Annotated in this window: 8 protein-coding genes; 4 read left to right on the plus strand and 4 right to left on the minus strand. The window is 72.3% G+C overall.

Annotated elements, in window-relative coordinates; genetic code table 11:
* Nucleotides 1–82 precede the first annotated feature (82 nt).
* Complete coding sequence (gene pcrA, locus ACWIHT_RS05805) at nt 83–2,584, plus strand: DNA helicase PcrA (protein ID WP_456164827.1); 2,502 nt, start codon at nt 83–85, stop codon at nt 2,582–2,584.
* A gap of 12 nt (nt 2,585–2,596) precedes the next feature.
* On the opposite strand, the gene ACWIHT_RS05810 is transcribed toward pcrA, so the two are convergent.
* The gene (locus ACWIHT_RS05810) at nt 2,597–4,162 is read right to left on the minus strand and encodes a peptidoglycan DD-metalloendopeptidase family protein (protein ID WP_456164829.1); all 1,566 of its coding nucleotides are present in this window, start codon (nt 4,160–4,162) and stop codon (nt 2,597–2,599) included.
* Nucleotides 4,163–4,444: 282 nt separating this feature from the next.
* Complete coding sequence (locus tag ACWIHT_RS05815; RefSeq protein ID WP_456164831.1) at nt 4,445–5,311, minus strand: esterase/lipase family protein; 867 nt, start codon at nt 5,309–5,311, stop codon at nt 4,445–4,447.
* A gap of 400 nt (nt 5,312–5,711) precedes the next feature.
* Here ACWIHT_RS05815 and ACWIHT_RS05820 point away from each other — a divergent pair, with 400 nt between their 5' ends.
* Complete coding sequence (locus ACWIHT_RS05820) at nt 5,712–6,128, plus strand: cobalamin B12-binding domain-containing protein (protein ID WP_019066802.1); 417 nt, start codon at nt 5,712–5,714, stop codon at nt 6,126–6,128.
* Nucleotides 6,129–6,167: 39 nt separating this feature from the next.
* On the opposite strand, the gene ACWIHT_RS05825 is transcribed toward ACWIHT_RS05820, so the two are convergent.
* Nucleotides 6,168–7,778, minus strand: coding sequence for a DUF5691 domain-containing protein (locus tag ACWIHT_RS05825; protein WP_456164834.1), 1,611 nt, complete (start codon nt 7,776–7,778; stop codon nt 6,168–6,170).
* 67 nt (nt 7,779–7,845) lie between these two features.
* Nucleotides 7,846–9,198, minus strand: coding sequence for an SWIM zinc finger family protein (locus ACWIHT_RS05830; protein WP_456164836.1), 1,353 nt, complete (start codon nt 9,196–9,198; stop codon nt 7,846–7,848).
* 156 nt (nt 9,199–9,354) lie between these two features.
* Between ACWIHT_RS05830 and ACWIHT_RS05835 the strand changes: the two genes are divergently transcribed.
* Both ACWIHT_RS05835 and ACWIHT_RS05840 read left to right on the plus strand, forming a co-directional pair.
* Nucleotides 9,355–10,494, plus strand: a complete 1,140-nt coding sequence (locus ACWIHT_RS05835; protein ID WP_456164838.1) for an ATP-binding protein — start codon at nt 9,355–9,357, stop codon at nt 10,492–10,494.
* Nucleotides 10,495–10,591: 97 nt separating this feature from the next.
* A complete protein-coding gene (locus ACWIHT_RS05840) occupies nt 10,592–13,099 on the plus strand; it encodes a DUF5682 family protein (RefSeq protein ID WP_456165966.1) in 2,508 nt (835 codons plus the stop codon).
* Nucleotides 13,100–13,573: the final 474 nt, after the last annotated feature.

The following is a 13,573-nucleotide window of genomic DNA, read 5'->3' on the forward strand; positions in this document are numbered from 1 at the left end:
CGACCGGTTCTGGACCGTGAATTTCCCCGAGTTCTCGGGGTGGCGGCCGGTTGTCAGTGGGGCGCCCTAAACTCGGAGGGCGATGAGCAGCCTCTTTGACGACAGCTTCCTGGCGGATCTCAAGGCCCCTCGGGCCCACGATGAAGAGCCCCCGCCACCGCCCGAGGACGAGCACGGACCGGAGCCGGTTCCGGACGACCTGTTCGGCGGGAAGTTCGACGTGCCCGCGAGCAGAGACGCCTACTACCGGGACGGCGCCCCGCGCCCGGCGGTGGACCCGGCAGCCCTCCTGGACGGGCTGAACGAGAACCAGCGCGCGGCCGTCGTCCACTCCGGCACCCCGCTGCTCATCGTGGCCGGCGCGGGCTCCGGCAAGACCCGTGTGCTCACCCACCGCATCGCCCATCTCCTCGGCGAGCGCCATGTGCACCCGGGGCAGATCCTCGCGATCACCTTCACCAACAAGGCCGCGGGCGAGATGAAGGAGCGCGTCGAGCAGCTCGTCGGCCCGCGCGCCAACGCGATGTGGGTGATGACCTTCCACAGCGCGTGCGTGCGCATCCTGCGCCGCGAGTCCAAGAAGCTCGGCTTCACCTCCTCCTTCTCGATCTACGACGCCGCCGACTCCAAGCGCCTCATGGCCCTGGTCTGCCGCGACCTGGACCTCGACCCGAAGCGCTACCCGCCCAAGTCGTTCAGCGCCCAGATCTCCAACCTGAAGAACGAACTGGTCGATGAGGAGGACTTCGCCGCCCGCGCCACCGACGGCTTCGAGAAGACCCTCGCCCAGGCCTACGCCATGTACCAGTCGCGGCTGCGCGAGGCCAACGCCCTCGACTTCGACGACCTGATCATGACGACGGTCAACCTGCTCCGCGCCTTCCCGGACGTCGCCGAGCACTACCGCCGCCGCTTCCGGCACGTCATGGTCGACGAGTACCAGGACACCAACCACGCGCAGTACGCGCTCGTACGGGAACTCGTCGGCACCGGTGCGCACGACGAGGACGTACCGCCGGGCGAACACGACCTGCCGCCCGCCGAGTTGTGCGTCGTGGGCGACGCCGACCAGTCGATCTACGCCTTCCGAGGGGCGACGATCCGCAACATCCTCCAGTTCGAGGAGGACTACCCGAACGCGACGACGATCCTCCTGGAGCAGAACTACCGCTCCACACAGACGATCCTCTCCGCCGCCAACGCGGTCATCGAGCGCAACGAGTCCCGCCGCCCCAAGAACCTGTGGACCAACGCCGGTGCGGGCGCGCAGATCACCGGCTATGTCGCCGACACCGAGCACGACGAGGCGCAGTTCGTCGCCGAGGAGATAGACCGTCTCACCGACGCGGGCGACGCCAAGGCGGGCGATGTCGCCGTCTTCTACCGGACGAACGCCCAGTCCCGTGTCTTCGAGGAGATCTTCATCCGCGTCGGCCTGCCCTACAAGGTCGTCGGCGGGGTCCGCTTCTACGAGCGCAAGGAGGTCCGGGACGTCCTGGCCTACCTGCGCGTCCTGGCCAACCCGGAGGACACGGTCCCGCTGCGCCGCATCCTCAACGTCCCCAAGCGCGGCATCGGCGAGCGCGCCGAGGCGATGATCGACGCCCTCTCGCAGCGCGAGAAGATCAGCTTCCCGCAGGCGTTGAAGCGCGTCGACGAGGCCTACGGCATGGCCGCGCGGTCGACGAACGCGGTCAAGAAGTTCAACACGCTGATGGAGGACCTCCGTACGATCGTCGAGTCCGGCGCCGGACCGGCGACGGTCCTGGAGGCCATCCTCGAACGCACCGGCTATCTCGCCGAGTTGCAGGCCTCCACCGACCCGCAGGACGAGACCCGTATCGAGAACCTCCAGGAACTCGCCGCCGTGGCCCTGGAGTTCGAGCAGGAGAACAGTGCGGGGGACGGTGAGAGCGAGACGCCCGTCGGGCTCGCCGCCTTCCTGGAGCGGGTGGCGCTGGTCGCCGACTCGGACCAGATCCCCGACGAGGACGAGGACGGCTCCGGAGTCATCACCCTCATGACCCTGCACACAGCCAAGGGACTTGAGTTCCCGGTCGTCTTCCTCACCGGCATGGAGGACGGCGTCTTCCCGCACATGCGCGCCCTCGGCCAGGCCAAGGAACTGGAGGAGGAACGGCGCCTCGCCTACGTCGGCATCACCCGCGCGCGGGAACGCCTCTACCTCACCCGCTCGTCGCTGCGCAGCGCCTGGGGACAGCCGTCGTACAACCCGCCCTCCCGCTTCCTGGAGGAGATCCCGGCGGCACACGTGGAGTGGAAGCGGACCGGCGCCATGGCGGCTCCGCCGTCCACGGGTCCGGCCTCGGGCATCACGGCCTCGCTGTCCTCGACCCGCTCGCGCTCGTCGGCGTCGGGCGCTTCGGGCTTCGCCACGCGCAGGGCCTCGGAGAAGCCGGTCGTGTCCCTGGCGGTCGGCGACCGGGTCACGCACGACCAGTTCGGCCTCGGCACGGTCGTCGGCGTGAACGGCACGGGGGCGAACGCGGAGGCGACGGTCGACTTCGGAGAGGCCAAGCCGAAGCGCCTGCTGCTGCGGTACGCGCCGGTGGAAAAGCTGTAGGGGGACCGGGAGTTACGTCGGGTCGAGCCCGTGGCTGCGAAGCCACGGGAGCGGGTCGATCGCCGCGCCGCCCGCCGGACGCACCTCGAAGTGCAGGTGCGGGCCGGTCGAGTTGCCGGAGTTCCCGGAGTACGCGATCGGGTCGCCGGCCTTCACCGTCGTACCGGAGGCGACGCGGTAGGTGGAGAGGTGGCAGTACCAGGTCTGCGTGCCGTCCTTCTCCGTGAGGATCAGCATGTTGCCGTAGGCGCTGTTCCACTTCGTGCTGACGACGCCGTCGGTCGCGGCCATCACCGTCGTGCCGTACGAGACGGGGAAGTCGATGCCCGTGTGCACGGACATCCAGTTGACGCCGGCCTGGCCGAAGTAGGCGCTGAGGCCCCGCTGCGTCACCGGCAGCACGTACTTGGGGCGCTGCCGCTCCTTGCGGGCCGCCTCCGCCGCCGCCTTCTTCTTCTCGGCCTCCTGCTGGGCCTTGAGGTCGATGCGGTCCTGCGTACGGCTGGCCCGGTCGGCGAAGTCGTCGGCACCGGCCGAGAGGCTCTTGATCTGCGCGTCGAGCTTGTTGTTCGCGACGGACGGCTTCACCGTGGTCGCGTCGGACGCGGACGCCGTCGTGTCGCTGCCGCCGGTCAGGGTGCCGACGGACGCGGCGGCGATCCCCGCCACCCCCATCACACACGCGGACGGCACGGCGATCGTCATCAGCGCGGACCGCTTCGGAGGCGTACGGCGCCGGGAACGGCTCCCGTTGCGACCCGCGGCCCGCGAGGCGGTCGCCGGAGCCGGAGTGAACTCCTCCTGGTCTTCGAGGAGTTCGGGCAGTGCCTCGGATCCGTCCCGGTCCGGCTCGGCCTCGTCGAGCGCGGGCATCTCACCGGTCGCGGTCAACTCGCCGTCTTCCGGGGCGGGTTCGTCGTACGAGTCCCCGGGTGTCCCGTCGTACGTGCCCTCGTGCGTCATGTCGTACGACGCCTGCTCGAAGGTGGTGGTCGCGTCGGCGGGGCTGCCGTCGGCGTTCCACTGCGTCGCGTCGTAGGCGCCGGTGTCGAAGGCCTGCGTGCCCCATTCCCACTGCTGGGTCCGGTCGGCGGGGGCGGCGGAATGGGCCGACTGGTCCGGCTGGAGCCAGGCGTTGGCATCCCACTGTCCGCTGATGTCGGGGCCGGTGGCCTGCGGCGGGATGGCGGACAGCTGCTGGTAGTCGGCCGACCAGGCGGTGGTCTCGTAGGCGCCCGTGTCGTGGTAGGCGGCGTGGTGCTGGGCCGCGTACGGGTCGTAGTTCAGGGTGTGTTGACCACCCGTGGACCAGGCCGAGGCGTCGTAGGTGCCGGTGGCGGTCGAGCCGGTGTCGTGGCTGTGGCCCGTCATGTCGCCGAAGAGGGGGTCGGTGGCGAAGCTCGCAGTGGCCTGGCCGCTGTCCGCGCCCGGGTGAAAACCCGTGGCGGAGTGGTCGCCGTACGTGGTGAAGTCGCCGTACTGGGCGTCCTGCCCGCCGTACGACGCGTACTGCGCCGAGGTGGCATCGGAAGCCGGAGCCGGGGTGGTCACGATCCCCGACGGGTGACGGTCGTTCACCAACTTCTCTTTCGCCTCGACAACAGGGGCTGGCAGAGCAGTGCGGCGACTGTACCCGGCAGTACGCGGGCCCGACAATCTTCCTCAGGTTTCGCGTCCGCCGGAAACGGGCATTCGGCCGTGTTTCGGGGGACGGCGGGCACGGGTTTGGCCTTGCGTTCGAATGACGTTCGAGGCTGGAGGCTGTTCAGCCGCTGTCGGCGCCCTGTGCGGACGCTTCGAGGAGCACGGCCGGGCGGGGCTCGCTCTCGTGCCGGCCGCGGTGATGGTCGGCCTCGTGGGTCAGGCCACCGTCAGGCCGCCCCGGCGAGTGGCGGCGGGCGCCTGCGTCCGTGGCGTGTCGAGAGCCTGGCGGATGCCCGCCGCGACGGCCGGGTGAACGGGGAGCGCGAGATGGCCGATACCGCTGACCTGCACGTTCTCCGCGATCAGGTCCGGATGGTCGATACGGGCGGTCTCCAGCGGCTCCATCAGGTGGTCGAGGTCGCTCCAGAAACTGACGAAGTGCGTACGGCAGCCGGGGGCGGGCAGGCTCAGTTCCTCGATCACCGCCGAGCCGGGCCGCATCTGGCGGACGATCGGATGGGCGTTGGCCAGCGGGACCACGGCGGTGCCGGAGTGCGGGGTCCCGAGCGTCACCAGCGTGCGGACCCGCAGGTCACCGCCGAGCCGCTGCACGTAATAGCGCGCGATCAGCCCGCCCAGACTGTGCCCGACGATGTCCACCCGCTCACTGCCCGTGCGCTCGCAGATCTCCTCGATGTGCCGGCCGAGCAGCTCGGCCGCGGTACGGATGTCGCAGGTCAGCGGCGAGTAGTTGAGGGATTCGACCGGCCGGCGGCCGTGCTGGGCCAGGGCCCGGCGCAGCAGCACGAACACCGAGCGATTGTCGATGAACCCGTGCAACAGCACCACCGGGGGTTTCGCCTCGGTCGGCAGTGGTGCCGCGTCCTCCGGGGAGGGGGCCGGAGGAAGCGGCAGCCTGCGTTCCTGGGTGATACCGGACGGATAGAGGAGAAGGTGGCCCGCGAGGATCGCGATCTCCAGGGCCGTCGCTTTCAGGAGGGTCATGGAGAGCCCCGCCAGCCTGCTGGGCAGAAGGCGCTGACAGAGGGGGAGAAGGGGCTGCACCGCCCTGGTGACCTTCATGGCCGACCTCCTGTCGGCACACGGATCGACAGCTCCGTCCCCCGTGTGCCCTCGTGGGAGGCCACCGCGAGGACCACCGACGGAGCGCGAGGGGTACGCGTGGGCGGGCGTGGCGCACCTGCCCTGCGTGCCCTTCGTGCCTGCGCCGATGCGCCGCACCACCACGGCGCGCGGCCTGCGGCGCGGTGGTGCGGCGACCTCGTTGCGGCTCCCGTTGCGCTTGTTCCCGCTGGAACGCTGCGCGGTGAACGTGTCCCATCGTGTGATTTCCCCCTCGGTATCCACCGCGAAACTGCCGGTTGCGGGATGCTGGAGATAACGTTCGTTCACTTCCCGCGCCGGAGCGGGTGCCGCGGTACCCGTCGGTAGGGATGAACGCAGTCGCTTCATGGAGGCAGTGATGGGTGTGGCAGCCGGTCCGATCCGCGTGGTGGTGGCCAAGCCGGGGCTCGACGGCCACGACCGCGGGGCCAAGGTGATCGCGCGGGCGCTGCGCGACGCCGGCATGGAGGTCATCTACACCGGTCTCCACCAGACCCCCGAGCAGATCGTCGACACCGCGATCCAGGAGGACGCCGACGCGATCGGCCTCTCCATCCTCTCCGGCGCCCACAACACGCTCTTCGCCGCGGTGATCGACCTGCTGAAGCAGCGCGAGGCGGAGGACATCCTCGTGTTCGGCGGCGGGATCATCCCCGAGGCGGACATCGCCCCCCTCAAGGAGAAGGGCGTCGCCGAGATCTTCACCCCCGGGGCGACCACGCAGTCCATCGTCGACTGGGTCCGGGAGAACGTGCGCCAACCGGCCGGGGCGTAAGGCCGGGGCCTCACTTCGCGCCGCCGGTGATCATCCTGCCTACGGCGCCTCCAACTCCGCCGCCATCGTGCCCCGCAACCGCAACGTCGTCACCAACCGCTGAAACGCCTCCGCCCAGTAGCCCCCCGCTCCCGGTGCCGCGTCCTCCGACTCGTCCGGCACCGCCAGCAACCCGTCGAGCCGCCCCGCCTCGGCCGGATCGAGACACCGCTCGGCCAGCCCCATCACCCCACTGAAACTCCATGGATAACTCCCCGCGTCCCGCGCGATGTTGAGCGCGTCCACCACCGCCCGCCCCAGCGGCGCGGCCCACGGCACCGCACACACCCCGAGCAGCTGAAACGCCTCGGACAGCCCCTGCGCCGCGATGAACCCGGCCACCCACTCGGCCCGTTCGCCCCCGCCCAGCGTGCTCAGCAGCTTCGCCCGCTCGGCCAGCGACACCGCCCCCGGCCCGCCCGCCTCGGGTGCCGACGGCGACCCGAGCAACGCCCGGGACCACTCCGCGTTCCGCTGCCGTACGGCCGCCCGGCACCACGCGGCGTGCAGCTCGCCCCGCCAGTCGTCCGCCACCGCGAGCGCCACGATCTCCCGGGGCGTCCGGCCGCCCAGTCGCCGCTCCCAGGTCCCGAGCGGTGTCGCCTCCACCAACTGGCCCAGCCACCACGACCGTTCACCGCGTCCGGCCGGAGCCTTGGCGATCACACCGTCCCGCTCCATGCCCGGATCGCACTCGTGCGGCGCCTCCACGACCAGGCCGGGTTCCCCGCTCGTCCGGTCGACCGCCACACAGGCCGTGGCCCGGACCGCCATCCGCGCGGCGAGCGCCGACTCCGGGAGCGCCGACAGCAACTCCGCCGCCGTGGCCCGTACATTGCGGCTCCGGTCGGACAACGCCAGCTCCAGGAAGGGTTCGTCCTCGGCCGTGAGCCCCGTCCGCAGCGAGTCGAGGAACATCAGCCGGTCCTCCGCCCGCTCCGTCGCCCATGTGGTGACGAGCAACTCCCGTCCAACCGTGGGCCGTTGTGCGCGTATCGCCGCGAGCAGGGCGACCCGCTCGGCGAACAGCCCCTCCTGCCACAGCTGTTGGACCTGGCCCGGGTCGTCGAGGTCCGGCAGGGCCGTGCCGCCGCCCGGTGTGGCGCGCAGCGCGAACCGCCAGTCCGGGTTCAGCCGGGCCAGCCACAGCGCGCGCGGGCCCGCGAACTCCAGCGCCGTCGGCCGCAGATCCGTACGCCCCCGGGCCGCGTCCAGCAGCGCGGGCAGCACCTGGGCGGGCGCGCCGAAACCACGCGCGTTGGCCGTCGCGAGCCACTGGGGCAGCAATTCCATGAGATCGGGCGAGCTGCCCCGGCGTCCTCCACCGCCCGCACCGGGACGGTCGGTCAGGAGCATCACCAGTCTGCGGGCCGCCGCCACGGGCAGCGCCGGACGCGTGTCGGGCACGGCCGGCTCCGGCCGTTCGGCCGCCCGCGCCGGACGGAGCCCCGCCCGCCGTCGTACGGTCTCCACGGCCGCCGCGTCCAGCAGCGCCACGGTCGCGTCCTGGCCCGGCGCACACCAGGGAGGCGTACGGCGGTCCGTGCCGAGCAGCGCCGTGGTGACGAGTTCCTCCCAGTCGCCCGCGGCGGAGGTGCTGCTGCTGTTCATGCGGTGCCTTTCCGTCGAGTCGGTGGGTGTGCTCAGCACATCGACACCGGCGAGTTGGTGGATGCGGTCAACACAGGGACACCGGCTCTCTCGCTGTCTCCGGCCAGGCCGTCAGCGGGGTGAAGCCCCGGTGGCCCAGCTCGCCGAAGACCTTGACCGGGGCGCCGCCGGAGAGCGCGACGAGCCGCCACAGGCCGGGCCGGGAACGGGCGGTGGAAGTGAGCGGGAGCGCCAACTCCGTGTCGGCGTCCGCCAGTTGCCAGGAGTCGCCGTCCGGGGTCGGTACGACCCGGTCCAGGGTCACCGGGACCGCGTCCAGCCACGGGTCGTCCCGCAACGCCTTCCCATAGCGGACGGCGGCCTGTTCCGTCGTCACACCTCGCGGCCGTGCCGTCGTCGGACCGGGCGGCGCGAACTGCTCGCCCAGGGCCGCCCGGAGCTGCCCGGCACCGGGGAACGCGGACACCTCCGCCTCCAGGGCCAGCCCGACCGGCAGCGCGAGTTCCGGGGTACGGCCCGCCGCGCCGTACGAGAGGAGCAGGCTCGTGCGGTCCGACGCCGTGCCGTGCAGCCATATCCGACGCGTCGTCAGCTTCGCGTCCGCCGTGTCGTACTGGGCCAGGACCAGCCAACTGTCGCGCAACGGCGGGCCGTCCGCCGCTCCAGGCAGGCCGATACGCGAACGGACCGTCGCCGCCAGACCGTCAGGCAGCAACTCGCGGCGCAGCCAGGCCTGGTCGAGGAGATGGAGCAGCGCGCACTCCTCCAGCAGCCGCACCGGCCAGCCGGGTCCCGAGGACGGTATCGCCCCCAACTCCCTTGCCCGCGCGGCCAGTCCGGGGGCCTGCGCGTCGACCATGCGGGCTGCGGTCTCCTCCCACAGCCCGTACCCCGCCTGCTCCGCCGAGGCCAGCCCGGTGCGCAGCAGGTCCGTCAGCCGCTGCTCCAACTCGCCCGCGCCCGCGGTGATCCGCTCGGCCCGGCGCTCCGCCCTGCGCCGCGCCGCCTCCGGATCAGCGGCGGCCGGGGAACCGGACGCGTCCGCCGCCCGTTTCTCCTCCGTCCGCTTCCGCCGCCCAGCCAGCCACTGCTCGGCCCAGTCCGGCGCCTGCCCCGCCGACACCGAGTCGTCCTCGCCCGCCCACAACAGCAGCAGTCCCAGCGCGTGCTTGCACGGGAACTTGCGGCTCGGACAACTGCACTTGTACGCCGGCCCCGCGGCGTCCGCGATGTCGACGACCGTCTGATACGGCTTGCTGCCGCTGCCCTTGCACAGCCCCCACACCGTCCCCTCGTCAGAACTGCCGGTCTCGGACCACGGCCCCGCCGCCCCGAGCTTGCTTCCCGCTTTGCGTGACGCTGCGTCAGGCGCCAGTGCCAGCACCTGATCAGCCGTCCAGCGCACCCCCTGCTGAGTCATGACATCGAAGGTAGATCCCGGCACTGACAATCGGGCCGCGAGCGGTTCGATGGATGGCTCCGCCAGCGTGTTTCCGCAGGTCAGATCGCGTTGTCAGTGGCGTGGTGCACGGTGGACACCAGATCCGAACCGGCCGAGCTGGAGGGGGCCTCAGCCATGACTGTGTCCGCAGAACCCATCAACGCGCAGGCGAGTGAGAAGCAGACGGCCGAGCCGTCGGAGGCACTGCGTCCGCACGCCGAGGACGCCTTCGCCGACGAACTCGCCGCGCTCGCCGCACAGGACGACCGGCCGCGCCCGGTCCGCTGGAAGATGTCGCCGTGGGCGGTCGCCACCTACCTCCTCGGCGGCATCCTGCCGGACGGCACGGTGATCACACCGAAGTACGTCGGCCCGCGCCGCATCGTCGAGGTCGCCGTCACCACACTCGCCACCGACCGCGCCCTGCTCCTGCTCGGCGTGCCCGGCACCGCCAAGACCTGGGTGTCCGAGCATCTGGCCGCCGCTGTCAGCGGCGACTCGACGCTGCTCGTGCAGGGCACGGCGGGCACCCCGGAGGAGGCGATCCGCTACGGCTGGAACTACGCGCAGCTCCTCGCCAACGGCCCGAGCCGTGACGCCCTGGTGCCCAGCCCCGTCATGCGGGCCATGGCGGAGGGGATGACGGCGCGGGTCGAGGAGCTGACCCGGATCCCCGCCGACGTACAGGACTCGCTGATCACGATCCTGTCGGAGAAGACGCTGCCCATACCGGAGTTGGGCGGGGAGGTGCAGGCCGTCCGCGGCTTCAACCTGATCGCCACGGCGAACGACCGCGACCGCGGCGTCAACGACCTCTCCAGCGCCCTGCGCCGCCGTTTCAACACGGTGGTGCTGCCGTTGCCGGAGAGCGCGGACGCCGAGGTCGACATCGTCGCCCGCCGCGTCGACCAGATCGGCCGCTCGCTCGACCTGCCGGCGGTGCCAGAAGGGGTCGACGAGATCCGCCGGGTGGTCACCGTCTTCCGAGAGTTGCGCGACGGGATCACGACGGACGGGCGGACCAAGCTGAAGTCGCCCAGCGGCACGCTGTCGACTGCCGAGGCGATCTCCGTCGTCACCAACGGACTCGCCCTGGCAGCCCACTTCGGCGACGGGCTGCTGCGGCCGAGCGATGTCGCTGCGGGCATCCTCGGCGCCGTCGTCCGCGACCCGGCGGCTGACCGGGTCATCTGGCAGGAGTACCTGGAGGCGGTCGTCCGGGAGCGCGACGGCTGGAAGGACTTCTACCGGGCCTGCCGCGAGGTGAGCGGGTGAGCGCGGCCGGGGGAGCCGTCGACGAGGACTCCGCTTGGAGCAGGAGCAGGAGCAGGAGCAGGAACTGGGGCTGGAGCAGGAAGGGAGGGGGGACGAAGTGACCGGAACTGAGCCGCTGTTGCTCGGGGTGCGGCATCACGGGCCCGGTTCGGCGCGGGCCGTGCGGGCGGCGCTGGCGGCGGCCCGGCCGCGGGTCGTACTGATCGAGGGGCCGCCCGAGGCCGACGCGCTGATTCCGCTGGCCGCCGACGAGGACATGCGACCGCCGGTCGCGCTCCTCGCCCACGCCGTGGACGAGCCCGGCCGTTCGGCCTTCTGGCCGCTGGCCGAGTTCTCCCCGGAATGGGTCGCGATCCGCTGGGCCCTGGAACACGGGGTACCGGCCCGCTTCATCGACCTTCCGGCCGCGCACACGCTGGCGTGGGGGAAGGCCACGGAGGACGAGCCCACGGAGGACGAGCCCACGGGAGAGGAGCGGCAGCCGGACCCGACTGCCTCCGACAGGCACTCCGCCCCCGATACGCCCTCAGCCCCCGACGCACCCGTCGGTCCGGACATTCGCGTCGATCCCCTTGCCGTGCTCGCCGAGACCGCGGGGTACGACGACCCCGAGCGCTGGTGGGAGGACGTAGTGGAGCACCGGGGTGCGGGGGACCGGGACCCGTTCGCGCCGTTCACCGCGCTGGAGGAGGCCATGGGGGCGCTGCGCGAGACGTACGGGGTCGGCGGGCACGACCGGGACCTGGTGCGCGAGGCGTACATGCGGCTCCAAGTGCGCGCGGCGCAGCGGGAGTTCGAGGGCGGCGTGGCCGTGGTGTGCGGGGCCTGGCACGTCCCCGCGCTGCGGCAGCGGACCGCGGTCGCGGCGGACCGCGCACTGCTGAAGGGGCTGCCCAAGGTCAAGGCCGAGCTGACCTGGGTGCCGTGGACACACCGCCGGCTGTCCCGGGCCGGCGGATACGGCGCGGGTATCGACTCGCCGGGCTGGTACGGCCATCTGTTCGCCGCGCCGGACCGGCCCGTCGAGCGGTGGATGACCAAGGTCGCGGGGCTGCTGCGGGAGGAGGACCGCATCGTTTCCCCGGCCCATGTCATCGAGGCGGTACGGCTGGCGGAGACCCTCGCGGTGATGCGGGGCCGTCCGCTGGCGGGGCTCGGCGAGACCACCGACGCGGTGCGCGCGGTGATGTGCGAGGGCTCGGACGTCCCGCTGTCCCTGGTGCGCGACCGGCTCGTCGTCGGGGATGTGCTGGGCGAGGTGCCGCCGGGCGCCCCCGCCGTGCCGTTGCAGCGCGATCTCGACCGGCAGCAGCGCAGGCTGCGGCTCAAACCGGAGGCGCTGGAGCGGGAGTTGGAGCTGGACCTGCGCAAGGAGAACGACGCCGCGCGCAGCAGGCTGTTGCACCGACTGCGCCTGCTGGGTGTCGAGTGGGGCGAGCCGGTCGCCTCGCGGGGCAGCACGGGTACGTTCAGGGAGACGTGGCGGCTGCGCTGGGAACCGGAGTTGGCGGTGCGGGTCGCCGAGGCGGGCGTCTGGGGCACGACGGTGCTCGCTGCGGCGACCGCGAAGGCGGAGGCGGACGCCGTGGGAGCACAGAGCCTCGCCGACGTCACCGCGCTCGCCGAGCACTGCCTGCTGGCCGAACTGCCGGACGCGCTCCCCGTGGTGATGCGGATCCTCGCCGACCGCGCCGCCCTCGACACGGACGTCGGCCACCTCGCCCAGGCGCTGCCCGCCCTGGTCCGTTCGCTGCGCTACGGCGACGTGCGCGGCACCGACACCGGCGCGCTGACGGAGGTCGCCGCGGGACTGGCCGAGCGGATCTTCGTCGGTCTGCCCCCGGCCTGCACGGCCCTCGACACGGACGCGGCGGATGAAATGCGGCGCCATGTGGACGCGGTGCACGGGGCGGTGGGACTGCTGGGGGATGTCGGCGGTGGGGCGACAGGGCGGGGTAAGGCCTCGGAGGCCGGGAGCGGCGACGCCTCCGCGCCGGGGCACGACGAAGCCCCCACCCGCACTCCCACCCTCGCCTCCGCCTCAGCCCCGGGCCACGGCGACCTGCGTCGTCGCTGGCGCGCGGTGCTTCGGACGCTCTCCGCGCGGGACACCGTGCCGGGCGTCATCCGAGGGCGGGCCGTACGACTTCTGCTGGACGGTGGGGAGTTGGGGCCGGACGAGGCGGCCCGGCTGATGGGGCTGGTGCTCTCGCCCGGGACACCGCCGGCAGACGCGGCGGCGTGGATCGAGGGCTTCGTCGGTGGCGGGGGCGGGCTGCTCCTCGTGCACGACGAGCGGCTGCTCGGGCTGGTGGACGCATGGCTCACCGGGGTGCCGGCGGCGGCGTTCACGGATGTACTGCCGTTGCTCCGGCGGACGTTCTCGGCGTACGAGCCGGGCGTGCGCAGAACACTCGGCGAGCTGGTGCGGCGCGGGCCCGGAAAGCAGGCGGGGGCGGTGGCGACGGCGGTCGGGATATCCGGGTTCGGCGCGGAACTGGACGCCGGGCGCGCGGACGCGGTGGTGCCGGTGCTGCGACTGATGCTGGGGCTGGACGACTTGGCGGGGAACAGCGACAACGAGCTTGTGGGGGTGGCGGGATGATGACGGCGAGCAGCGGTAGGCAGGGCACGAGGAGGCCGGGGGAGCGGGCTCAGACGGCGGGTACCGGGCGTCGGAACGCGGCGGGTATCGGGCTTCGGACTGAGGATCGTCCCGCGACCGTCGTGCGGGTCGTCCCGTTGTGGGAAGGGCTGCGGGACGGGGTGCGCGGATGACGGCGACCGGTGCGACGGGGACGACGGCGGGTGAGTCGGCGGGGGCGGGCGGCGCGGCGGCGGCTGCGAATGGGGTGGCTGGGGCGACCGGTGCGATGGCGGTGGCGGCGGACGGGGCGGCTGGGAAGGGCGACGCGGTGACGGCGAACCGGGCAGCTGGAGCGGCCGAAGCGATGACGGTGACGGCGGGCGTGGTAGCTGGGAAGGTCGGCGCGGTGGCGGCGAACGGCGTGGCCGGGGCGGCCGACGCGGTGGCGGTGGCTGCGAACGGGGTGGCCGGGACGGCGAACGCGGTAGCTGG

This window comes from Streptomyces sp. NPDC002276, from assembly GCF_053891435.1.

What these genes read in the sequence shown, in the direction of transcription:
- ACWIHT_RS05830 (WP_456164836.1), bottom strand. Translation starts at nt 9,198, where the DNA reads ATGACTCAGCAGGGGGTGCGCTGGACGGCTGATCAGGTGCTGGCACTG.
- ACWIHT_RS05835 (WP_456164838.1), top strand. Translation starts at nt 9,355, where the DNA reads ATGACTGTGTCCGCAGAACCCATCAACGCGCAGGCGAGTGAGAAGCAG.
- ACWIHT_RS05820 (WP_019066802.1), top strand. Translation starts at nt 5,712, where the DNA reads ATGGGTGTGGCAGCCGGTCCGATCCGCGTGGTGGTGGCCAAGCCGGGG.
- pcrA (WP_456164827.1), top strand. Translation starts at nt 83, where the DNA reads ATGAGCAGCCTCTTTGACGACAGCTTCCTGGCGGATCTCAAGGCCCCT.
- ACWIHT_RS05825 (WP_456164834.1), bottom strand. Translation starts at nt 7,778, where the DNA reads ATGAACAGCAGCAGCACCTCCGCCGCGGGCGACTGGGAGGAACTCGTC.
- ACWIHT_RS05815 (WP_456164831.1), bottom strand. Translation starts at nt 5,311, where the DNA reads ATGAAGGTCACCAGGGCGGTGCAGCCCCTTCTCCCCCTCTGTCAGCGC.